Source organism: Aeromonas sp. 62-46 (assembly GCF_001898585.1).
Taxonomy (GTDB): Bacteria; Pseudomonadota; Gammaproteobacteria; order Enterobacterales; family Aeromonadaceae; genus Aeromonas; species Aeromonas caviae.
Genome location: NZ_MKUI01000051.1, coordinates 1 through 23,071, shown reverse-complemented (window position 1 = coordinate 23,071; position 23,071 = coordinate 1). Strand labels below are relative to the sequence as shown.

The following is a 23,071-nucleotide window of genomic DNA, read 5'->3' as shown; positions in this document are numbered from 1 at the left end:
AGGATTGTGCTAAGATGGCCCGGCAACGACCATCTGGTCAGGAATTTGAGCTGTTAAAGCGGATACGCCCATGATTAGACAAAGAACCTTGAAAACGAGTGTCCAGGCCACCGGTGTGGGCCTGCATTCGGGCCGGAAAGTCACTATGACGTTCCGTCCGGCGCCTGTTAACACAGGGATCGTTTACTTGCGTACCGATCTGAATCCTGTGGTCGCGCTGCCAGCCAACGCCGATCAGGTGCGTGATACCGTGCTTTGTACCGCTCTGGTGAACGAAGCCGGTGTTCGCGTGTCGACCATCGAACACCTGTCTGCCGCTCTGGCCGGGATGGGCATCGACAACCTCTATGTCGAGGTTGATGCCCCCGAGATCCCGGTAATGGACGGCAGTGCGCATCCGTTCATCTATCTGCTGCAGGAAGTGGGTATTCGTGAACAGAACGCACCCAAGCAGTTCGTGCGGATCAAGCAGAGCATCCGGGTTGAAGACGGCGACAAGTGGGCGGAATTCCACCCCTACCGCAACGGCTTCAAGATGGATCTCGAGATCGATTTCCAGCATCCGGTGTTTGAAGGCCGCAACCAGCGTTGCGTGCTGGACTTCTCCGGCAGCTCCTTCGTGAAAGAGATCAGCCGTGCCCGTACCTTCGGCTTCATGCGTGACATCGAGTACCTGCGTTCCCAGAACCTGGCACTGGGCGGCAGCCTGGAAAACGCCGTGGTGCTGGATGACTACCGGGTGCTGAACGAAGATGGTCTGCGCTACGAAGACGAGTTCGTGAAGCACAAGATGCTGGATGCCATCGGCGATCTGTACATGTGCAATCGCAGTATCATCGGTGAATTCCGTGCCTACAAGACGGGCCATGCCCTGAACAACAAGCTGCTGCGTGCCCTGCTGGCCCAGCAGGAGGCCTGGGAACTGGTGACCTTCGAGGGTGAGGGCGACAAAGCGCCTATCGCTTACTACGACAACGGTCTGGTTCTGGCCTGATAGCTGTGCAACAGGACGTCGGTCATCTCTCCGCACCGACGTCCTGTCATTTGTTTATTCCATCCTTTAATACCGATTATCTCCCGGTTTTATTGCCCGTGAAGGCCCTTGGCCTCACCTGACCGAGAAGACAGATTTCTATGAGCATTACCCTGATCCTCCACGGTAAGCAGCGCCGCAGGTTGCACTTACCCAAACAACGTCTGGCCTGGGTCGGCGGTATTCTCTTCACTGTATTGGCCTTGGGGGGCGGCTGGCTCTGGCAGAGCTGGCAGCAGAAAATGGAGGCGCTGGAAGTGGCGCTGACCCTGGCGCAGCAGCAAAAATCCACGCAAGGGGCCGATGAAGCCCGCGAACAGCTTGCCATGCTGGCCGCCCAGGTGGGCACCATGCAGGGACAACTTGGTCGCCTCAACGCCCTCGGCGAGCGCCTGACCGAGAAGGCGGACCTCGATCCCGAGGAGTTCAACTTCAAGGAGCTGCCCCCGATGGGCGGCCCTTCCTACGATGCAGACCTGGAAGTCAGCCTGGGTGAACTGCAAGATTCCATGGAACACCTCAGCCGCCAGCTCAGCAGCCGCGAAGAACAGCTGTCGGTACTTGAATCCTTCATCATGAACCACCATATCACCGATGCGGGTTTCATCCCCGGCTCACCGGTCAAGCAGGAGCGTGTCTGGATCTCCTCCGGTTTCGGTGGGCGGGTCGATCCGTTCAACGGTCGCGCCAAGATGCACAAAGGGGTGGATTTCCGCGGCAGGCCCGGCACCCCCATCCTGGCGACAGGCAAGGGGATTGTCAGCTGGGCGGGGCGCCATCCGGAGTTTGGCAACATGGTGGAGATTGACCATGGCAATGGCCTGGTCACCCGCTATGCCCACAATTCCAAGTTACTGGTGGATGTGGGCACCCTGGTCGATGAGGGCCAGAAGATTGCCCTGATGGGGCGAACCGGTCGTGCAACCGGAGTTCATTTGCATTACGAAGTGTTGAAAGATGGTCGTCAGGTCAACCCCGCGCGCTTTCTGAATGCCAGACGGGGTTAGGTTTTTTCTTCAGGTTCCAGTGACGGAACGCTTATATAACCAAAACAGTTGGTACCCATGATTAGCACACTGCTCACCAAGATTATCGGCAGCCGGAACGACAGAACGCTCAAGGCTTTGCGCAAAATTGTAAAACAAATCAATGCGATGGAGCCTCAATTTGAGGCACTGTCCGATCAGGAACTGCAGGCGAAGACCGCCGAGTACCGTCAGCGTCTGGAGCAGGGCGAAACATTGGAGCAGTTGCTGCCGGAAGCGTTCGCCACCGTCCGTGAAGCCTCCCGCCGTGTGTTCGGCATGCGTCACTTCGACGTCCAGCTGATCGGCGGCATGGTGCTGAACTCCAACCGCATTGCCGAAATGAAGACAGGTGAAGGTAAAACCCTGACGGCCACCCTGCCGGCCTACCTGAACGCCCTGACCGGCCGCGGTGTGCACGTCGTGACGGTGAACGACTATCTGGCCAAGCGTGATGCGGAAGCCAACCGCCCGCTGTTCGCCTTCCTCGGCATGACGGTGGACTGCAACGTGCCCGGCATGGATGCGTCCCAGAAGCGCGATGCCTACGCTGCCGACATCACCTACGGTACCAACAACGAATTCGGTTTCGACTACCTGCGCGACAACATGGCATTCTCGCCGGAGCAGCGCGTACAGCGTCCGCTCAACTACGCGCTGGTGGATGAGGTGGATTCGGTGCTCATCGATGAAGCCCGCACCCCGCTCATCATCTCCGGTCCGGCGGAAGACAGCTCCGCCATGTACACCCAGATCAACAAGTTGATCCCGCTGCTGGTCAAGCAGGACAAGGAAGACTCCGAGGAGTACACCGGCGACGGCCACTACACGGTAGACGAGAAGAACCGCCAGGCGCTGCTGACCGAAAACGGCCAGATCTTCGTGGAAGAGCTGCTCAAGAAAGAGGGACTGCTGGCCGAGGATGACTCCCTGTTCTCCGCCACCAATATCAGCCTGCTGCATCACGTCAATGCCGGCCTGCGCGCACACACCCTGTTCGAGCGCAACGTCGACTATATCGTCCAGAAAGACGAGATCGTCATCGTCGACGAGCACACCGGCCGCACCATGCCGGGTCGTCGCTGGTCAGACGGTCTGCACCAGGCGGTCGAGGCGAAGGAAGGGGTCAAGATCCAGAACGAGAACCAGACCCTGGCCTCCATCACCTTCCAGAACTACTTCCGTCTGTACGACAAGCTGGCAGGCATGACCGGTACTGCGGATACCGAAGCCTTTGAATTCCAGCAGATCTATGGCCTGGATACCGTGGTCATTCCGACCAACAAGCCGATGGTGCGCAAAGACATGGGTGATCTCGTCTACCTGACCGCCCAGGAGAAATACGCGGCCATCGTGCAGGACATCCGCGAGTGCGTGAAGCGCGGCCAGCCCGTGCTGGTCGGTACCGTCTCCATCGAGAACTCCGAGCTGCTCTCCGGCATCCTGACCAAGGAAAATATCCCGCACAAGGTACTGAACGCCAAGTTCCATGCCATGGAAGCGGAGATCGTCGCCCAGGCCGGCCAGACCGGCGCCGTCACCATCGCCACCAACATGGCCGGTCGTGGTACCGACATCGTGCTGGGCGGCAACTGGCAGGCGGAGATCGCCCAGCTGGAAAACCCGTCAAGCGAGCAGATTGCCGAGCTGAAAGCGGCCTGGCAGGTGCGTCATGACGAAGTACTGGCGGCCGGTGGCCTGCACATCATCGGTACCGAGCGTCACGAATCCCGCCGTATCGACAACCAGCTGCGCGGCCGTTCCGGTCGTCAGGGTGATCCGGGTTCCTCCCGCTTCTACCTCTCCATGGAAGATACCCTGATGCGGATCTTCGCCTCCGACCGCGTGACCGGCATGATGAAGAAGCTGGGTATGGAAGAGGGCGAGGCCATCGAGCATCCCTGGGTGACCAAGGCCATCGAGAATGCCCAGCGCAAGGTGGAAGGTCGCAACTTCGACATCCGTAAAAACCTGCTCGAGTTCGACGACGTGGCCAACGATCAGCGCAAGGTGGTCTACGAGCAGCGCAACGAACTGCTGGACACCAACGACATCTCCGAGACCATTCACGTCATCCGTGACGACGTCTACGGCGCCATCATCGACGAGTACATCCCGCCCCAGTCCCTGGAAGAGATGTGGGACGTGCCGGGTCTGGAAGCGCGTCTAAAGTCCGATTTCGCCCTGGATCTGCCGCTGCAGCAGTGGCTGGCGGAAGACGACAAGCTGTATGAAGAGAAGCTGCGCGAACGTATCCTGGATGAAGCCACCAAGCTCTATGCCCACAAGGAAGAGCTGGTCGGCAAGGAGGTGCTGCGCAACTTCGAGAAGGCGGTGATGCTGCAAACGCTGGATGGTCTGTGGAAGGAGCACCTGGCGGCCATGGATCACCTGCGCCAGGGCATCCATCTGCGCGGCTACGCCCAGAAGAACCCCAAGCAGGAGTACAAGCGCGAATCCTTCGATCTGTTCACCCAGATGCTGGAGACCCTCAAGCGCGACGTGGTCAGCATCCTGAGCCGGGTACAGGTGCAGGAGCGGGATGTGGAGGCGATGGAAGAGCAGCAGCGCCAGCAGGCCGAAGCCGCTCCTCGTACCTACACCCATGCCACGGCCGAAAACCAGCTGGCTGACGAGGATACGGGTGGGGCCGAGGGCCATACCACCTTCGTGCGCGACGAGCAGAAGATCGGGCGCAACGATCCCTGCCCCTGTGGTTCGGGTAAAAAATACAAGCACTGTCACGGTCAGCTGACCTGACACCCTGCCATGATGAATACACCGCCTCCGGGCGGTGTATTCATTTTCGGACCAAGGAGGGGACGATGAGCAGATTGCCGGCGGGATGGGATGGGGAGGCACATGGGCACTGGCTGCAGGAGAAGCGCCAGGAGGCGATCCGTTGTGTGCTGAGCAGGCTGAACGCAGAGACGAACAAATCTGTTCCCCTGCAACTGCAGTTTGCCTATTACCTCTTTTTGTCCGGCGATCCCGCCTCGGCGGCCCAGGTGCTGACGCTGGCGTACCGGTCCGCGCCCGATAACACTGAGGTGCTGCGCAATCTCTGTGTCTGCCTCTCGCGCTCCGAACAACATGAGCGGGCCGTGACGCACCTGGTCGAACTGGTGCGGCGCGAGCCGGGTGATTATCTGGTCCATGACGGGCTTTGCACTTCCCTTGCCAAGCTAGGACGCCATGAAGAAGCGGCACAAGCGGGAACCCGTGCCCTGACTCTCAAGGATGAGGCCGTCTCGCAGCCTGTCGCGGGGTGGGTGCTGCCGGCAGAGGGGCCGGATGACTGGCTCGCGGAGCAGGGGGAGAAGCAGGCAGTCATCGCCTTCTCCTTGTGGGGAGCACAGCCCCGCTATTTGCGGGGAGCGCTCGACAATGTGCTGGCCGCAGCTTACCTCTATCCGGGCTGGCGGGTGCGTTTTTATGTGGATGGCAGTGTCCCTCAGGGGTTTCTGGCCTGCCTGCAAGAACATGGCGCCGAGATAAAGGTGCAGCCCGATGGCCAATCCCAGCGTCAGCGCCTCTGCTGGCGCTTCCAGGTCGCCAATGATCCCGGAGTGGGGCGCTTTCTTGTGCGCGATGCGGACTCCGTGCTGAATCTGCGGGAGCGGCTGGCGGTCGATGACTGGCTTGCATCGGGGCGCTGGTTCCATATCATGCGTGACTGGTGGAGCCACACCGATCTGGTGCTGGCCGGCATGTGGGGCGGTGTGGCCGGTGTGCTGCCTCCCCTTGCGCCGCTGATGGCGAGCTATCAGTCTAGTACCATGGAAACACCGAACATCGACCAGTGGTTCTTGCGAGACTGTTTATGGCGCTATCTGCGCCAGAGCGCGCGGGTACACGATCGTTGTTTCACTCCGCCCGGTGCACTGCCCTGGCCGCAGGTTGCGCCGCCGGGTAATGAGCATGTCGGGCAGGATCTCTTCAGGGCCCGGGGGGATCAGCAGGCCATTCGGCTTGCCCCCTGGATCGCCCGTTTGCCGTGTTTACGCTGAGGACAATGATGGAACAGAAGAAACGGATCTGGGTGGCGGTGGGCGTCATCGAGAACGAACGGGGCGATATCTTCATCGCCAAACGCTCAGCCGATCGCCATCAGGGGGATCGCTGGGAGTTTCCCGGTGGCAAGGTGGAGTCGGGGGAGGATCTGCTCACCGCGCTGGACAGGGAATTGTGGGAAGAGATCGGGATCCGGGTGCAGGATTGTGCCCCCTTCATGGAGCTGCACCACGATTACCCCGACAAGCAGGTCTTGCTGGATATCTGGAAGGTGACCCGCTTCCACGGCGAGCCCTTTGGCAAGGAGGGACAGGAGTGCCGCTGGGTGCCACTGGCCTCGCTGCACGAATACCGCTTCCCGGATGCCAACGGCCCCATCGTCGCGCGGTTGCAGGCCTCGCTAGCCTGAAAGGGAATCGATACCAACGAAAAAGGGCCTGAGGGCCCTTTTTTGATCGTGAAGTGTTTATTGCCAGGGATCGCCCTGTTCCGGGTCGGGCAGCAGATCCGGGTTGATCTCGCCCGGGATGCGCTTCTGTTCATCCGCCCACTCGCCGAGGTCGATCAGCTGGCAGCGCTTGCTGCAGAAGGGGCGAAACGGGCTCTGCGGGCCCCATTCGATCTCGCTCTGACAGGTCGGGCACTTTACCTTGGTCACCATGGGGCGCTCCTCAACAACAGGCGAGCTGGAAGGAAACGTCGCCTATCTGCTGTTCCGTCGTCGGCAGGAAGCGCAGGGCGAAGCGGTTCTTGTGGCCGCTCAGGGTCGGATAGCAGGGCTGGGTGCCCGCCAGACGGATGCGGATCAGTTCAGCCCCTTCGGCGGTATCCTGGAAGAAGCCGTTGGTGGCCACCTGGTCGCTGAAGTTGCCTGACTCGCGCCACAGGCACAGCAACAGGGAGATGGCGTTCATCAGCAGGGTGATGTCACTCAGCCATTGCTGCATCTGCTGGTGGCGGGTGACGGCCGGGGTCGCCAGCCAGTGGTGCAGTTGCGGCACATCGAAGGCGCACAGACCACCCGGAATGGAGAAGCGCTGACGAATGGAGCCGAGCAGGCGATCCTCTTTCAGACGGGCGCCGGGGCGCGGGGAGTTCAGCAGGTTGCGGGAGAGCTGGGTACTCTCCTGCTGCATCCGCTGGATCTGCTCGAGATCGACGTCAGGCAGACTGGCCCAGTGGCTCAGGCGTTGGCCGAGGCGCTCCAGATCCTTGATGAGATCGGCACGCAGGTCACCACGCTCCAGCAACTCCTGCAAATCGAACAACCCCTTGAAGAAGGCGATATGTGCCCAGGACTGGTCACTCTCCAGATTGTCGCGGATCTGGGAAAACAGGGACTCCAGACGAAGATAGGTCCGGCTTTTTTCATTGAGGGGGAAATCGTAAATCATGCCTAATCCTGGCCAGCCATAAACCGGCCTAGTGTACTCACAGTTGGTGGGCTTGTTGAGAGGCAAATGCCAGATATGTCTGGTGCAGGGCGAAAATTCGCTGCCCGATGGTCTCACTCGTACCACTCTGGTTGTCCAGGACGTCGTCGGCCATCGCCAGGCGCTCGCTGCGGCTCGCCTGGGACGCCAGTATCGCCTGGGCCTGTTCCCGACTGACGCCATCGCGGTGGCAGGTACGCTCGATTTGCGTCGCTTCGTCCACATCGATCACCAGTACCCTATCGGCGAGGGAAGTGAGCCTGTTTTCCACCAGCAAGGGGACGACCAGCAGGCAGTAGGGGGAGCGGGTTGCCGCACACTGGCGCAGCATCTCGCTGCGGATGAGGGGATGGAGCAGGGCATTGAGCCACTCCTTAGCCTGCGAGTCGGTGAAGATCCGCTCTCGCAGCCGGCGGCGATCGAGCTGGCCATCGGGGGCAACGACATCCGGGCCAAAATGGGCGGCGATGGCAGCCAGAGCAGGGGTGCCGGGCTCCACTACCTCGCGGGCGATGATGTCCGCATCCACCACCTCGATGCCCAGCTCGGCAAAGCGGTTGGCAACCGTGGTCTTGCCGCTGCCGATTCCCCCTGTGATTGCGACTACATACATGGGTCAGAGATCCTTTTGCTAGAGCACGACATCAAGATACCAGCGGGTGATGCTATCGCCCCACAGCAGCGTTATCCAGCCCGCGATGGCGAGATAAGGGCCAAAGGGAATGGGTTTGCCCTGGTGGTGGTTGCGCAGCAGGATGAGACCGATGCCGATGATGGTGCCCGCCAGCGAAGAGAGCAGCAGCACGATGGGCAAGGCTTGCCAGCCGAGCCAGGCGCCCAGTGCCGCCAGCAGTTTGAAGTCGCCATAGCCCATCCCTTCCTTGCCGGTCAGCAGCTTGAAGGCCCAGTAGAGGCTCCAGAGCACCAGATAGCCCGCCATGGCGCCGACCACCCCATCGGCCAGGGGCACGAAACCGCCCGCCAGATTGAACAGCAGGCCACCCCAGAGCAGGGGCAGGGTGAGCTGATCCGGCAAGAGCATCTTGTCCAGGTCGATGAAGGTCAGTGCGACCAATGTCCAGGTGAGCAACAAAGCGGCAAGGGTGCCCCAGCCGGGGGCAAGCGCGGCTGCTACCGAGACAGACAGCAGGGCGGTGAGCAGCTCGACCAGGGGATAGCGAGCCGAAATGGGGGCGTGGCAGTTGCGGCAGCGCCCCCTGAGCCATAGCCAGCTCAGCAGGGGAATGTTCTCCAGCGCCCCTATGGGGTGGTCGCAGTGGGGGCAGCGGGAGCGAGGTACCATGAGGTTGTATCGTCCGGTTGCAGGAGGAGTCTCTTCACCGTCACCGAAATAGTCGCTGTATTCGGCATGCCAGGCCCGCTCCATCATGATGGGCAGGCGATGGATCACCACGTTCAGGAAGCTGCCCACCATCAGGGAGAAAAGGAAAATCAAGGAGAGATAGAGCCAGGGCAAGCCCTGGGCCAGTTCGATCAAAGGCACCATAGATCAATCGCTTGTGTCGGGAACGGGGATGACAGATGGCCGGGGGAAATGCACCGCCCGGCCCTCTGTCGAGGGGGTCAGTGTATCACAGAGCCCAGCTTGAAAATGGGGAGGTACATGGCTACTACCATGCCGCCGACCAGCACCCCGAGCACCACCATGATGATGGGTTCGAGCAGGCTGGTGAGGCCGTCGACCATGTCGTCCACCTCCTGTTCGAAAATGGCGGCGACCTTGGAGAGCATGTCGTCGATGGCGCCGGATTCCTCACCGATCATCACCATCTGGGTCACCATGTCGGGGAAAAGATCCACGGTGCGCATGGCGACGTTGATCTGCATGCCGGCCACCACCTCGTTGCGAATGGCCATGGTCGCAGTGCGATAGACGTAGTTGCCCGATGCTCCGGCCGCCGAGACCAGGGCATCCACCAGCGGGATACCGGCGGAGAAGGTGGTGGAGAGGGTGCGTGCAAAACGGGCCATGGCCGCCTTGTGCAGTATGTTGCCCACCACGGGAATGGTGAGGATGAACTTGTCCGTGTTGTCCCTGACCTTCTGGGATTTTCGCCAGGCCCGCACATAGAGGAAGACGGCGAGAGCAGCGCCGCCAAAGATGGCGTACCACCACTCCTGCATAAAGCGGGAGATGGCGATGACGAACCGGGTGAAGGCGGGCAGCTCGGCACCGAAGCTCTTGAAGATATCCTCGAACTGGGGAATGACGAAGAGCAGCAGGATGGAGGTGACGACGATGGCCACCAGAATGACCATGGACGGATAGAACATGGCCTTCTTGATCTTGGATTTGAGGGCTTCGTTCTTCTCGCGGTAGATGGCGATACGGTCGTAGATAGTCTCCAGGGCACCGGATTGCTCCCCGGCTTCGACCAGGTCGCAATAGAGGTCGTCGAAGTGGCGAGGATGGCGGCGCAACGCCTCCGAGAGCGGGGTGCCTGTTTCCACATCGGCGGCGATCTGGCCGATGAGCTCGCGCACAGCCGCTTTCTCGTGGCCGCGAGCAATGATCTGAAGACTCTGCACCAGAGGCACGCCGGCGGAGAGCATGGTAGTGATCTGGCGGGAGATGACGGCGATGTCCATCGGCTTGATCTTGGCGCCGCCCTTGGAGAAGAGCCCCTGGCTCTGCTTGCTGACCCTGGTGACGTTGACGCCCTGCTTGCGCAGCTCGGCCTTGACGGTGGTGATGCTGTCGGCTTGCAGCTCGCCGGAGACCTTCTGTCCCTTGCGGTTGACGCCGTGCCAGCGGTAGGAGAAGACTTTTTTCGGTGCGTTGCGTTTTTGAGCTAATGTGGCCATCACTGCATCCTGCAATTGGGCGACGGTGGCCGGATGCTGCTGCCTGTCCGGCTCATCTTGGCTTGAAGAAGGTCATCGGGGTGATTACAGCGGCTTCACCCGGCGAGATGACTCGGGCACTGCGAACTCAGTTGGTGGTGATCCTGTTGATTTCGGCCAGGCTGGTGACGCCAAGACGCGCTTTCTCGAGGCCGGATGTGCGCAGGGTACGCATCCCTTCCTTTTGGGCTATCGCGGCAATCTGCAGCGAGTTGGCTCCCTGCATGATGAGTTTGGCGATGTTGTCGGACATCAGCATGATCTCATAGATGCCGACCCGGCCTCTGTAGCCTCCCGAGCACTCCTTGCATCCCACGGGCTTGAACAGCCGCAACCCGGCGGCCAGTTGCTGCTGGGTGAAGCCCAGCTCCAGCAACTCGGCTTCCGGCACCACTTCCGGCGCCTTGCAGTGATCGCAGAGTTTGCGGGCAAGGCGCTGGGCCATGATGAGGGTGACCGAAGAGGCGATGTTGAAGGCCGGCACCCCCATGTTCATCATCCGGGTGAGCGTTTCTGCCGCCGAGTTGGTGTGCAGGGTGGAGAGCACCAGATGACCGGTCTGGGCGGCCTTGATAGCAATCTCGGCGGTTTCCAAATCCCGTATCTCCCCCACCATGACGATGTCGGGATCCTGGCGCAGGAAGGAGCGCAGGGCGCTGGCGAAGGTGAGCCCCGCCTTGGGATTGATCTGCACCTGGTTGACGCCGGGCAGGTTTATCTCGACCGGATCTTCGGCGGTGGAGATATTGACCTCGCTGGTGTTGAGGATGTTGAGGCCGGTATAGAGTGAGACCGTCTTGCCTGACCCCGTCGGGCCGGTCACCAGGATCATGCCCTGAGGTTTGGAGAGGGCGTGCAGGTATTGCGTCTTCTGCCGGTCGTCAAAGCCGAGTTGATCGATATTGAGCCGGGCGGCCGAGGAGTCCAGCAACCGGATCACGATCTTTTCGCCCCACATGGTGGGCAGGGTGTTGACCCGCATGTCCATGGATCTGTTGCGTGAGATCTTGAGTTTGATCCGACCATCCTGGGGCAGGCGCCGTTCGGCAATATCGAGCCGCGCCATCACCTTGAGGCGAGCCGCGAAGCGGTTGGCCAGGTTGACCGGCGGCGTGGCGACTTCGTGCAGTATGCCGTCTACCCGAAAGCGGATCCGGTACTTGGTCTCGTAGGGTTCGAAATGCAGGTCGGAGGCCCCACGCTTGATGGCATCCATCATGATCTTGTGGATGTATTTGACGATGGGTGCGTCATCGTCCGCGGTGTTGACGCTCTCGTCGAGGCGGGAACTCTCGTCGGAGACCTCGAGTTCGGAGATCTCGGCCTCGTCGATATGATCCATGCCCAGGGTATCCTGCTCGCTCTCCATCAGCTTGCCGATGGCGGCGGTCAGCTTGCTCTCTTCGACCAGCAGGGCTTCCGTGTGCAGGCCAAAACTGAAGCCAAAATCCTCCAGAGCCGACACATTGGTCGGATCGGACATGGCGATATAGAGAGTATGCCCCTGGGTGTAGATGGGCAGGACATGGTGCTTTTCAATCAGCTTTTGATTGAGGTATTTCTGCGGGATCTCGGCGAGATCAAAGGCCGCCAGATCCAGCAGAGGTACCCCATATTCCAGCTCGCAGAAATCGGCGAGGGCTTTGCTGTCGAGGATGTCATTTTCAATCAGGAAGGTGACAAAGGGCTTGCGCTGCGCCTTGGCCTGGCTCAGATAGCGCTGTGAGTCCGGCTCACTGAGGAGGGAAGAAGCGGCCAGGCTGGTGGCCAGGCCGCTATTGAGGCTAGAGGTCATGCGTTAGCAAATGCCTTGGCCTGTACAGGTTGCTGAGCTATCTGGGGTCCAGAGAATTTGTCCACCACTGGCAACACCATCCAAAATATATTCTACGCCATCAAATGGGTCTGCTCCGACAGCGGTAATACTTGCACCTGATGTGATGCTGCCAACCGTTACCGATTTAACATACCCACTTGCACCTGCCGCAGACGGAATACCTCCAGAGCCATTGGCATCGCAAAGCCCCATATCTCCAGTGGTTTGATAACACACTTCAATTGCCGTCTTAACACCACCAGTTGCAGCGATCACTTCTGAGAATTTAGCTTTTTTGGTATAGGTCTGATACGCCGGCAAGGCGATGGCGGCGAGGATGGCGACGATCGCAACGACGATCATCAATTCGATTAGCGTAAACCCTGACTGTCTTTTCATGTGAAATATCCTTTTTTCCATGTTTCCTGATAAGCACCGGTGGAATGCTATCCACGCTGGTATCTTATCCGAGCGCTTCGGGTTGGCAACAGAGGCGGGGACCTTGTTAGCCACTTTTATGTCATTTAGTGAAATGTGTAGAAAAATCAAAGATTAAATGGCTTCCATTGGCACTTGTCATGAGGCGGGAGGGCCCATCTTCACACTCCTTATGTCGTGGGATCCTGCATAAAGAAAAGGCGCCGATGGCGCCTTTTGCAAGTTTCGAGCCCTGTAATATTTTTGGGCACGAGCAACGGATGGGGCTTGCTCAAGCCTCGACAAAGCGCATGGAGAGATCCAGTGCCCGCACATGCTTGGTCAGCGCTCCCACCGAGATAAAGTCGATCCCGGTCGCGGCGTATCCGGCAAGAGTATCGAGGGTGACGTTGCCGGAGACTTCCAGCTTGGCTCTGCCCTGATTGAGGCGAACAGCGTCCTGCATCATGGGGATGTCGAAGTTGTCCAGCATCACGATGTCGGCCCGTGCGGCCAGGGCCTGCTCCAGCTCGGCCAGGGATTCGACCTCGACTTCCACCGGTTTGTCCGGATTGAGACGGCGCGCTTCGCTGATTGCTTCCGCGATGCCACCGCAGGCGAGAATGTGGTTCTCCTTGATGAGGTAGGCATCAAACAGACCGATACGGTGGTTTTTGCCGCCCCCGCAGGTGACCGCATACTTCTGGGCGCTGCGCAGGCCGGGCAGGGTCTTGCGGGTATCGAGGAGGCGGCAGTCAGTGCCTTCCAGCTCGGCCACATAACGGGCGGTCAGGGTGGCGACCCCGGAAAGGGTCTGCACGAAGTTCAGCGCGTTGCGCTCGCCGGTCAGCAGCACGCGGGCGGGGCCATGGAGGCGGAACAGCTCCTGATTGGGGGCAAGGCGTTCACCATCTTGCACTTTCCACTCGACCTTCACTTCGCCACCGAGCTGGGCAAACACCTCGTCGACCCAGGGCTGGCCGCAAAATACGCCCGCCTCGCGGGTGATGACTCGCGCGGTCGAGATGCGATCGGCCGGGATCAGCTGGGCCGTGATGTCGGCGCTGGCATCCGGTTGATCCAGCGCGGTGAGGGCATCGCCCAAGTCTTCGAGAAGTGCGGCGCGCACGGCGCGGCGGATGTCCTGTTGTAACATGCCTTATTCCTGCAAGGGTCTGAGAAGCAATTGCCTGTCTTTCTGGCGCAATTCCAGCCTGCCCAGGGCATTCATGCCCACCAGGATCTCCTCCCCGTCGGCAGCCGGATTGATAAAGACGGACAAATCGTACAGGGTCAGCGGACCCATCGCCAGACTTTCGATCCGGCCAGTTTCGACCTGGATCTCTCCGGCTGCCGTGTTGACCCGGCTGCGGCCCGTGGCGACGAGGCCGAGCCGGGCGGCCACCTGGCTCGGTATGGTCACCCGGGTTGCTCCTGTGTCCAGCAGCAGTTGCACCGGCTGGTCGTTGATGGCACCCTCCAGACGATAATGGCCGCTGGCATCGGCCCTGAGCAGCAGATCGCCGCTGGCGGTCACCGACGGTTGTTCACGACCATGGAAGTAGAGGGTCAGCAGACCCAGCAGCGAGAGCCAGGCGAGCAGCCAGAGACGGCGTGCCATCGGGTGCATAGTGTGTCCCATATCGCGCGAGTGAATGGCTCAGCCTAACATAGCGTTATCCATGAATTCAGAGACTTGTTCCCAGTTTTCCCATCCCGCCAGAGGCACATCGCTTCCATTTGTGAGTCGAGCAGACGATGACACAACCCACAACCCTGTTTTCCATCGATCGTGAAGGATGGTGCGAGCAGGCCCGCAAGGTGCCTTCCCCCCATCACAATGAGAGGCTCAGCCCGGAGGATGTCTCCTTGTTGGTGATACACGGCATCAGCCTGCCCCCCGGGCAGTTTGGTGGCCCTTTTATCGACGATCTGTTTCTGGGGCGCCTCGATCCCGGTGCTCACCCCTATTTCGCCGGTATTCATCAACTGAGGGTCTCGGCCCACTGCCTGATCCGCCGCGATGGGGAACTGGTACAGTACGTGCCTTTTGGCGCCAGGGCATGGCATGCGGGAGTCTCGAGCTGGGAGGGGAGGGAGGCGTGCAACGATTTTTCCATCGGGATCGAACTGGAAGGGACCGACGAACTTCCCTACAGCGACAAGCAATACGAGGTGCTGTCGGACCTCAGCCGGGCGATTGTGCACCGTTATCCCGCCATCACGGCGGACCGTATTGTCGGCCACTGCGACATCGCGCCGGGCCGCAAGACGGATCCGGGTGACAGTTTCGAATGGCCTCGCTATCGGGAAAAGCTTCACTTTGAGTGAAAAATCTAAAAATTATTTTGTGTTTTTAGAATCAATGGCTTGCCTTGTCTGGCAAGCCATTTTTCATGCTGTTGGCCAAATGTTATCGGTGAGCAAGCTCACAAATATTGGTCAGACCATTTTCTATGAGCTATATCATGATTCCGCGTTTTTACCCCCAAAGTGGCAACCTAGCTTCTTGATTCAGATCATCTTTTGGGTGGACTTTTTTCAAGCCCTCTGCTAATTTTCGCCCCAATCATAAAATTGGTAATACCAATTTAACAAAGTAGCCTCATGCCCTATATCAAGATAACTCAGCCCAAGCTGGCCGACGCCATCGTCGCCGAGCTGGAAAGCATGATTCTGGAAGGCAGCCTGCAGCCGGGCCAGAAGTTGCCGCCCGAGCGGGAACTCGCCATCCAGTTTCAGGTGTCGCGCCCTTCCTTGCGCGAAGCCATCCAGCGCCTGGAAGCGAGAGGACTCTTGTATCGTCGTCAGGGCGGTGGCACTTACGTACAAAATGCCCTGAGCAAGGGGATCGCCGACCCCCTGTTCGAACTGCTCAGCACTCACCCGGAAGCCCAGTACGACCTGCTGGAGTTTCGTCACGCGCTGGAAGGCATCTGTGCCTACTATGCGGCGCTGCGGGGCACCGAGGCTGATTTCGAACGGATTCGCCTGGCGCAAGCCGCCATCGAAGAAGCCGGTCAGCAAGGGTCGCTGGTGGTCGAATCGGCCGCCGTGACCCAGTTCTATCTGGCCGTGGCCGAGGCCTCCCACAACGTGGTGCTGCTGCATCTGTTGCGGGCCATGGGCCCCATGCTCGAGCAGAACATTTTACGCAATAACGAAATTTTGAATCGCCGTCCGGGAGTGGTCGCCAAGATCCGTCGCCATCGTGCGAGCCTGATCGAGGCTATCCTGTCGGGGGCTCCGGAGCGGGCCAGGGCTGCTTGTCATGAGCACCTGGCCTTTATCGAGGACACCTTGTTGGATATGCAGAGGGAAGACAGCCGGATCCAGCGATCCATGCGTCGGATCCGTCAGCAGGAAAACTAATCCCACAAGGCTTTCTTAATTGTCGAATGCTTGCGCCCTTCGCCGTGCAATGCCGTGCAATCACAACAACATAGGAACCAGCCATGTCTGATATCCTGAAGAACGATGTGGACCCGATAGAAACGCTGGAGTGGCTTGCCTCTCTGGAATCCCTGCTGCGTGAAGAGGGTCCGCAACGCGCTCAGTTCATCCTTGAACAGTTGGCCGAGAAAGCCCGCGCAAGCGGTGTGGACGTGGCTGCCAAGGCAAACCGCGACTACATCAACACCATCCCGTCCAGCGACGAACCGGCTTACCCGGGCGACCTGGAAATGGAACGCCGCATTCGCGCCATCATCCGCTGGAACGCCATGATGATCGTGCTGCGCGCTTCCAAGAAGGACCTGGACCTGGGTGGTCACATGTCTTCCTTCGCTTCTTCCGCGACCATCTACGAAGTCTGCTACAACCACTTCTTCCGTGCCCGCAACGAGAAGGACGGTGGCGATCTGGTCTACTTCCAGGGTCACATCTCCCCGGGCATCTACGCCCGCGCATTCGCCGAAGGTCGCCTGACCGAAGAGCAGCTGGACAACTTCCGTCAGGAAGTGGATGGCAAGGGTATCCCTTCCTACCCGCACCCGAAACTGATGCCGGAATTCTGGCAGTTCCCGACCGTTTCCATGGGTCTGGGCCCCATCGCCGCCATCTATCAGGCGCGTTTCCTGAAGTACCTGACCGACCGTGGCATCAAGGATTGCTCCGAGCAGACCGTTTACGCCTTCCTGGGTGACGGCGAGATGGACGAGCCGGAAGCCAAGGGTGCCCTGACTGTTGCCGTGCGTGAAAAGCTCGACAACCTGGTGTTCGTGGTCAACTGCAACCTGCAGCGTCTGGATGGTCCGGTTGTCGGCAACGGCAAGGTCATCAACGAGCTGGAAGGTCTGTTCGCCGGCGCTGGCTGGGACGTGACCAAGGTCATCTGGGGTCGCAAGTGGGATGAGCTGCTGAAGAAAGACACTTCCGGCAAGCTGATCCAGCTGATGAACGAGACCGTGGATGGTGACTACCAGACCATGAAGTCCCGCGACGGTGCCTACGTGCGCGAGCACTTCTTCAACCGTTACCCGGAAACCGCCGCGCTGGTCAAAGACATGACCGACGAGGAGATCTTCGCCCTGAACCGCGGTGGTCACGACCCCCGCAAACTGTTCGCCGCCTTCTCCAAGGCTGCACAGACCAAGGGCAAGCCGACCGTGATCCTGGCCAAGACCATCAAGGGCTATGGCATGGGCGAAGCGGCCGAAGGCAAGAACATCGCTCACCAGGTCAAGAAGATGGATCTGGGCTCCGTGCGTCACCTGCGCGATCGTTTCAACCTGCCGGTCACCGACGAGCAGCTGGAAAACCTGCCGTACCTGAAGATCGAAGAGGGTACCGAAGAGCACAAGTACCTGCACGCCCGCCGTGCCGCACTGAAGGGCTATGTACCGACCCGTCTGCGCGAGAGCACCACCAAGCTGGAAATCCCGGCGCTGGATGCCTTCGGTCCGCTGCTGGGTGAACAGGCGCGCGAAATCTCCACCACCATGGCGTTCGTGCGTTCCCTGAACGTGATGCTGAAAGACAAGTCCATCGGCAAGCGCATCGTCCCGATCCTGGCTGACGAAGCCCGTACCTTTGGTATGGAAGGCCTGTTCCGCCAGATCGGTATCTACAGCCCGCACGGTCAGCAGTACACCCCGCAAGACCGCGACATCGTCTCCTACTACAAGGAAGACAAGCAGGGTCAGGTTCTGCAAGACGGTATCAACGAGCTGGGCGCCATGTCCTCCTGGCTGGCTGCTGCCACCTCTTACAGCACCAACGACTGCCCGATGATCCCGTTCTACATCTACTACTCCATGTTCGGCTTCCAGCGGATCGGCGACATGGCGTGGGCAGCCGGTGACCAGCAAGCCCGTGGCTTCCTGCTGGGCGCGACCTCCGGTCGTACCACTCTTAACGGAGAGGGCTTGCAGCACGAAGATGGTCACAGCCACATCCTGGCCAACACCATCCCGAACTGCATCTCCTACGACCCGTCCTACGCCTATGAAGTGGCGGTGATCGTACAGGACGGCCTGCGCCGCATGTACGGTGAGAACCCGGAAAACGTGTTCTACTACATCACTACCCTGAACGAGAACTATGCCATGCCGGCTATGCCGGAAGGCGCCGAGGAAGGCATCCGCAAGGGTATCTACAAGCTGGAAACCGTGGCCGGCACCAAGGCCAAGGTACAGCTGCTGGGTTGTGGTTCCATCCTGGGTCACGTGCGCACTGCCGCCCAGATCCTGGCCAGCGAGTACGGCGTGGGTTCCGACGTGTTCAGCGTCACCTCCTTCAACGAACTGGCTCGTGACGGTCAGGACGCGGATCGCTGGAACATGCTGCACCCGACCGCCGAAGCGCGTGTGCCCTACATCGCTCAGGTACTGGGTTCCGAAGCCACCATCGCCGCGACCGACTACATGAAGTCCTTCGCCGATCAGGTGCGTGCCTTCGTTCCGACCGAGAACTACCGTGTACTGGGTACCGACGGTTACGGCCGCTCCGACAGCCGTGCCAACCTGCGTCGTCACTTCGAAGTGAACGAGTTCTACGTAGTGGTTGCTGCCCTGACCGAACTGGCCAAGCGCGGCGAGGTAGACAAGCAGGTTGTGGCTGAGGCCATCGCCAAGTACGGCATCGATGCCGACAAGGTCAACCCGCTGTACGCGTAAGAGGATTGAGTGTCGCGCCGGGTATCCGGCGCGACCTTGCCTGGGTTTAAACGGATAACGCGGGATGCGCGTGGTGATGCTCAGGCAGCCACGCGGATGCACGCAAGAGGATAAAGCGCAATGTCCAAACAGATTATGGTGCCGGATATCGGTGCTGATGAAGTTGAAGTCACCGAGATCATGGTGGCCGTGGGTGACAAGGTCGAGCTGGACCAGTCCCTGATCGCCGTGGAAGGTGACAAGGCCTCCATGGAAGTCCCGGCCCCCGCCGCCGGTATCGTCAAAGAGATCCTGATCAAGGTGGGCGACAAGGTTGCAACCGGTTCCCAGATCATGGTCTTCGAAGCCGAGGGTGCTGCCGCACCGGCTCCGGTCCAGGCTGCGGCCCCGGTTGCTGCCGCGCCGGCCGCCGCTCCTGCTGCTGCCGCTCGCCAGGACGTCAACGTGCCGGACATCGGTGGTGACGAAGTCGAAGTGACTGAGATCATGGTTGCCGTGGGCGACATGGTTGAAGCCGACCAGTCCATCATCGCCGTGGAAGGTGACAAGGCCTCCATGGAAGTGCCGGCGCCGTTCGCCGGTCGCGTGGTCGAGATCAAGGTTGCCGCCGGCGCCAAGGTTTCTACCGGCTCTCTGGTAATGGTCTTCGAAGTGGCTGGCGCTGCCCCGGCCGCTGTTGCCGCGCCGGCTCCTGCTGCTGCCCCCGTGGCTGCCGCTGCTCCGGTTGCCGCCGGTGCCAAAGACGTCAACGTGCCGGACATCGGCGGTGACGAAGTGGAAGTGACCGAAATCATGGTCGCCGTGGGTGACAAGGTTGAAGCCGACCAGTCCCTGATCACCGTGGAAGGCGACAAGGCCTCCATGGAAGTGCCTGCGCCGTTCGCCGGCGTGGTCAAGGAGATCAAGGTGAAGGCGGGTGACAAGGTCTCCACCGGTTCCCTGATCATGGTATTCGAAGTGGCGGGTGCCGCTCCGGCTGCCGTGGCTGCTCCGGCTCCTGCCGCAGCGCCCGTTGCTGCCGCGCCGGCTGCCGCCGCTCCTGCGCCGGTTGCCCAGGCTGCTGCCGCCTCCGATTTCGTCGCCAACGACGCCTATGTCCACGCCTCCCCGGCTGTACGCCGTCTGGCGCGCGAGTTCGGTGTCAACCTGGCCAAGGTGAAAGCCTCCGGTCGCAAGGGTCGCATCGTCAAAGAAGACGTGCAGGCTTACGTGAAGGATGCGGTCAAGCGCGCCGAGTCCGCTCCGGCTGCCGGCATCGGCACTGGCAACGGCATGAGCGTCGTGGCCTGGCCGAAGGTTGATTTCAGCAAGTTCGGCCCTGTCGAAGAGCTGGAACTGACCCGTATCCAGAAGATCTCCGGTCCTGCCCTGCACCGCAACTGGGCCATGATCCCCCACGTCACCCAGTTCGACGAAGCCGATACCACGGATCTGGAAGCGTTCCGCAAAGAGCAGAACATCCTGGCCGAGAAGCAGAAGCTGGACGTGAAGATCACCCCGCTGGTGTTCATCCTGAAGGCGGCCGCCAAGGCCCTGGAAGCCCATCCGCGCTTCTGCAGCGCCCTGTCCGAAGACGGCAGCAAGCTGATCATGAAGAAGTACATCCACATCGGTGTGGCGGTGGATACCCCCAACGGTCTGGTGGTTCCGGTGGTTCGCGACGTCAACAAGAAGGGCATCCACGAGCTGTCCCGCGATCTGGCCGAGATCTCCAAGAAGGCCCGTGCCGGCAAGCTGACCGCTGCCGACATGCAGGGCGGTTGCTTCACCATCTCCAGCCTGGGTGGCATCGGCGGTACCAGCTTTACCCCGATCGTCAACGCGCCGGAAGTGGCCATCCTGGGCGTCTCCAAGTCCGAGATGAAGCCGAAGTGGAACGGTAAAGAGTTCGTGCCGCGCCTGATGCTGCCGCTGGCTCTGAGCTACGACCACCGCGTCATCGATGGCGCCGACGGTGCCCGCTTCATCACCACCCTGAGTGGTGTGTTGTCCGACATTCGTCGACTGGTCCTGTAAGTGAGAGGGCGGGCCCAGAGCCCGCCCTTTTTGCTTCTCATTTCGTTAACAGGATTGTAAACTTGCCCCGTTTTTTTCACGGCTGCAGCGGCCTTGTTTGGCATAAGACTGTGCTGTCCGGGGATATAAGAACGACAAAGAGGTCATGATGAGTAAAGAAATCAAAACCCAGGTCGTAGTACTGGGTGCTGGCCCTGCCGGTTATTCCGCTGCCTTCCGTGCGGCTGACTTGGGTCTGGATACCATTATCGTCGAGCGTTACTCCACCCTGGGTGGCGTCTGCCTGAACGTGGGTTGCATCCCGTCCAAGGCACTGCTGCACGTCGCCAAAGTCATTGAAGAAGCCAAGGCGCTGGCCGAGCACGGCATCGTCTTCGGTGCCCCGCAGACCGACATCGACAAGGTGCGTCTGTGGAAAGAGAAGGTCATCAACCAGCTGACCGGCGGTCTGGCTGGCATGGCCAAGATGCGTAAAGTCCAGGTCGTGAACGGCTTCGGCAAGTTCACCGGTCCGAACACGCTGGAAGTGGAAGGCGCCGACGGCAAGACCACCGTCACCTTCGACAACGCCATCATCGCCGCCGGTTCCCGTCCGGTGAAGCTGCCGTTCATCCCCCATGACGACCCCCGCGTATGGGACTCTACCGATGCGCTGGAGCTGACGACCGTTCCTGGCAAGCTGCTGGTCATCGGTGGCGGCATCATCGGTCTGGAGATGGGTACCGTGTACTCCTCCCTGGGTTCCGAGATCGACGTGGTGGAATTTGCCGACCAGCTGGTACCGGCTGCCGACAAAGACATCGTCAAGATCTACACCAAGCGCGTGGCCAAGAAATTCAACATCATGCTGGAGACCAAGGTCACCGCCGTTGAAGCCCGTGAAGACGGCCTGTACGTCTCCTACGAAGGCAAGCACGCCCCGGCCGAGCCGGTTCGCTACGACAACGTGCTGGTTGCCGTAGGCCGTGTGCCGAACGGCAAGATGCTGGATGCCGAGAAGGCCGGTGTTGCCGTCAACGAGCGCGGTTTCATCGAAGTCGACAAGCAGCTGCGTACCAACGTGGCCCACATCCACGCCATCGGCGACATCGTCGGTCAGCCCATGCTGGCCCACAAGGGTGTACACGAAGGCCACGTGGCGGCCGAAGTCATCGCCGGCAAGAAGCACTACTTCGACCCGAAAGTGATCCCGTCCATCGCCTATACCGAGCCTGAGATGGCCTGGGTGGGTCTGACCGAGAAGGAAGCCAAGCAACAGGGTCTGAACTTCGAAGTCGCCACCTTCCCGTGGGCTGCTTCCGGTCGCGCCATCGCGTCCGACTGCTCCGACGGCATGACCAAGCTGATCTTCGACAAGGAGAGCGGCCGCGTCATCGGTGGTGCCATCGTGGGCACCAACGGCGGTGAACTGCTGGGTGAAATCGGTCTGGCCATCGAGATGGGTGCCGACGCCGAAGACATCGCGTTGACCATCCATGCTCACCCGACTCTGCACGAGTCCGTGGGTCTGGCTGCCGAAGTGTTCGAAGGCTCCATCACCGACCTGCCGAACGCCAAGGCCAAGAAGAAAAAATAATCTTCTGCCCGTTTCATAAGAAAAGCCGCTCCATGGAGCGGCTTTTTGTTGTCTGTCTTTCGGCACCCTGCGGTCAGCAGCGCCCCTTCTTGGCCTGTCCCGGTGGGCAGAAGGTACCGTAGCCTCCGCGATCCCCGTCGCTGACCCGGATCCGGGTATCGTCCACGCTCACATCGGCCCCGTGCACCCGCACGGGCCCGCTGCTGCAGGCACTGAGCAGCCCCCCCAGCACTATCATCACGACCAGCTTGCCCATCATACCTCCTCGCGTTTTCCTGATTATGAGGCATGTGGCAGGGCGGTGGGAGACGACGTATCCCCCGTGCGTCACGGCTTGCCGTGGTCATGAAGAAGGGCGCCGAAGCGCCCTGGTGCGGGTCAGGAAGAGGTGCCGGACGCTCAGAGGCGGAAGTTGCCGACCAGCTTGTCGAGCTCGCCGGAGAGGTGCTGCAGGTTGCGGCTCGACTCGGTCAGGTGATGGGCGATATCGGCGGTCTCCATGGTGAGCTGGTTGATGTCCTCCACGTTGCGGTTGAGTTCGCCCACCACGCTCGACTGCTCTTCGGTGGCGGTGGCGACCTGGATGTTCATGTCGCTGATCTGGGTGATGTGTCCGGTGATCTGGTCGAGGGCGCCGTTGGCCTCGTCGGCCTGGGTCACCACCCGCAGGCTCTGGTTGCGGCCCTGGGCCATGGCGCTGACGGCGCGGGCGCTCTGCTCCTGGAGGCTGTTGATCATGCCCTGGATCTCGGCGGTGGAG

Annotated in this window: 20 protein-coding genes and 1 pseudogene; 10 read left to right on the top strand and 11 right to left on the bottom strand. The window is 60.4% G+C overall.

The features are described 5' to 3' along the window. Positions 1–70 precede the first annotated feature (70 nt). The 5 genes from lpxC (at position 71) to mutT (ending at position 6,481) form a co-directional block, all read left to right on the top strand. Complete coding sequence (gene lpxC, locus BGO64_RS16590; protein ID WP_010675831.1) at positions 71–994, top strand: UDP-3-O-acyl-N-acetylglucosamine deacetylase; 924 nt, start codon at positions 71–73, stop codon at positions 992–994. Between the two features lie 140 nt (positions 995–1,134). After that, the gene (locus BGO64_RS16585) at positions 1,135–2,040 is read left to right on the top strand and encodes a M23 family metallopeptidase (protein WP_039040495.1); all 906 of its coding nucleotides are present in this window, start codon (positions 1,135–1,137) and stop codon (positions 2,038–2,040) included. Between the two features lie 57 nt (positions 2,041–2,097). After that, a complete protein-coding gene (gene secA / locus BGO64_RS16580) occupies positions 2,098–4,818 on the top strand; it encodes a preprotein translocase subunit SecA (protein ID WP_041211791.1) in 2,721 nt (906 codons plus the stop codon). A 65-nt stretch (positions 4,819–4,883) separates the two neighbouring features. Then, on the top strand, positions 4,884–6,068 hold the full coding sequence (locus BGO64_RS16575; protein WP_286701038.1) for a tetratricopeptide repeat protein: 1,185 nt from the start codon (positions 4,884–4,886) through the stop codon (positions 6,066–6,068). Positions 6,069–6,076: 8 nt separating this feature from the next. Continuing rightward, positions 6,077–6,481, top strand: a complete 405-nt coding sequence (gene mutT, locus BGO64_RS16570) for an 8-oxo-dGTP diphosphatase MutT (protein WP_171864957.1) — start codon at positions 6,077–6,079, stop codon at positions 6,479–6,481. Positions 6,482–6,538: 57 nt separating this feature from the next. Here the strand turns inward: mutT and yacG are convergent, their stop codons facing one another. The 9 genes from yacG to BGO64_RS16525 form a co-directional block, all read right to left on the bottom strand. Continuing rightward, a complete protein-coding gene (yacG, locus tag BGO64_RS16565; protein WP_039040499.1) occupies positions 6,539–6,733 on the bottom strand; it encodes a DNA gyrase inhibitor YacG in 195 nt (64 codons plus the stop codon). 10 nt (positions 6,734–6,743) lie between these two features. Then, positions 6,744–7,466, bottom strand: a complete 723-nt coding sequence (zapD, locus tag BGO64_RS16560; protein WP_286701037.1) for a cell division protein ZapD — start codon at positions 7,464–7,466, stop codon at positions 6,744–6,746. 37 nt (positions 7,467–7,503) lie between these two features. Next, complete coding sequence (gene coaE, locus BGO64_RS16555; protein ID WP_286701036.1) at positions 7,504–8,118, bottom strand: dephospho-CoA kinase; 615 nt, start codon at positions 8,116–8,118, stop codon at positions 7,504–7,506. A gap of 18 nt (positions 8,119–8,136) precedes the next feature. Then, positions 8,137–9,012, bottom strand: coding sequence for a prepilin peptidase (locus BGO64_RS16550; protein WP_286701035.1), 876 nt, complete (start codon positions 9,010–9,012; stop codon positions 8,137–8,139). A 77-nt stretch (positions 9,013–9,089) separates the two neighbouring features. After that, positions 9,090–10,331 carry a type II secretion system F family protein gene (locus BGO64_RS16545; protein WP_010675822.1) on the bottom strand — a complete coding sequence of 414 codons (1,242 nt, stop codon included), beginning with the start codon at positions 10,329–10,331 and terminating at the stop codon, positions 9,090–9,092. Between the two features lie 127 nt (positions 10,332–10,458). After that, complete coding sequence (gene tapB / locus BGO64_RS16540; protein ID WP_041213997.1) at positions 10,459–12,165, bottom strand: PilB family type IVa pilus assembly ATPase TapB; 1,707 nt, start codon at positions 12,163–12,165, stop codon at positions 10,459–10,461. Positions 12,166–12,168: 3 nt separating this feature from the next. Continuing rightward, positions 12,169–12,585 (bottom strand): type IVa pilus major pilin TapA, encoded by a 417-nt coding sequence (tapA, locus tag BGO64_RS16535; RefSeq protein WP_194859978.1) that lies wholly within the window; start codon positions 12,583–12,585, stop codon positions 12,169–12,171. Positions 12,586–12,895: 310 nt separating this feature from the next. Then, positions 12,896–13,759: a carboxylating nicotinate-nucleotide diphosphorylase gene (gene nadC / locus BGO64_RS16530; RefSeq protein ID WP_041211785.1), complete on the bottom strand. Its 864-nt coding sequence runs from the start codon at positions 13,757–13,759 to the stop codon at positions 12,896–12,898. A gap of 3 nt (positions 13,760–13,762) precedes the next feature. Further along, entirely contained in the window at positions 13,763–14,233 is a 471-nt protein-coding gene (locus BGO64_RS16525) for a retropepsin-like aspartic protease family protein (RefSeq protein WP_042015101.1), read from the bottom strand. Positions 14,234–14,361: 128 nt separating this feature from the next. Between BGO64_RS16525 and ampD the strand changes: the two genes are divergently transcribed. The 5 genes from ampD to lpdA all read left to right on the top strand — a co-directional run bounded on the left by ampD (position 14,362) and on the right by lpdA (position 22,311). Beyond that, complete coding sequence (gene ampD / locus BGO64_RS16520) at positions 14,362–14,934, top strand: 1,6-anhydro-N-acetylmuramyl-L-alanine amidase AmpD (protein ID WP_039040507.1); 573 nt, start codon at positions 14,362–14,364, stop codon at positions 14,932–14,934. Positions 14,935–15,210: 276 nt separating this feature from the next. Then, complete coding sequence (gene pdhR, locus BGO64_RS16515) at positions 15,211–15,975, top strand: pyruvate dehydrogenase complex transcriptional repressor PdhR (protein ID WP_010675815.1); 765 nt, start codon at positions 15,211–15,213, stop codon at positions 15,973–15,975. 83 nt (positions 15,976–16,058) lie between these two features. Next, positions 16,059–18,719, top strand: a complete 2,661-nt coding sequence (gene aceE / locus BGO64_RS16510) for a pyruvate dehydrogenase (acetyl-transferring), homodimeric type (protein WP_039040509.1) — start codon at positions 16,059–16,061, stop codon at positions 18,717–18,719. A gap of 120 nt (positions 18,720–18,839) precedes the next feature. Beyond that, positions 18,840–20,735 (top strand): pyruvate dehydrogenase complex dihydrolipoyllysine-residue acetyltransferase, encoded by a 1,896-nt coding sequence (gene aceF / locus BGO64_RS16505; protein ID WP_286701034.1) that lies wholly within the window; start codon positions 18,840–18,842, stop codon positions 20,733–20,735. Positions 20,736–20,883: 148 nt separating this feature from the next. Next, positions 20,884–22,311 (top strand): dihydrolipoyl dehydrogenase, encoded by a 1,428-nt coding sequence (lpdA, locus tag BGO64_RS16500; protein ID WP_010675812.1) that lies wholly within the window; start codon positions 20,884–20,886, stop codon positions 22,309–22,311. Between the two features lie 73 nt (positions 22,312–22,384). Here the strand turns inward: lpdA and BGO64_RS16495 are convergent, their stop codons facing one another. Both BGO64_RS16495 and BGO64_RS16490 read right to left on the bottom strand, forming a co-directional pair. Next, positions 22,385–22,567, bottom strand: a complete 183-nt coding sequence (locus BGO64_RS16495; protein ID WP_017779057.1) for a hypothetical protein — start codon at positions 22,565–22,567, stop codon at positions 22,385–22,387. Positions 22,568–22,710: 143 nt separating this feature from the next. Next, positions 22,711–23,071 (bottom strand): annotated as a pseudogene (locus BGO64_RS16490) (methyl-accepting chemotaxis protein); the annotation flags it as partial.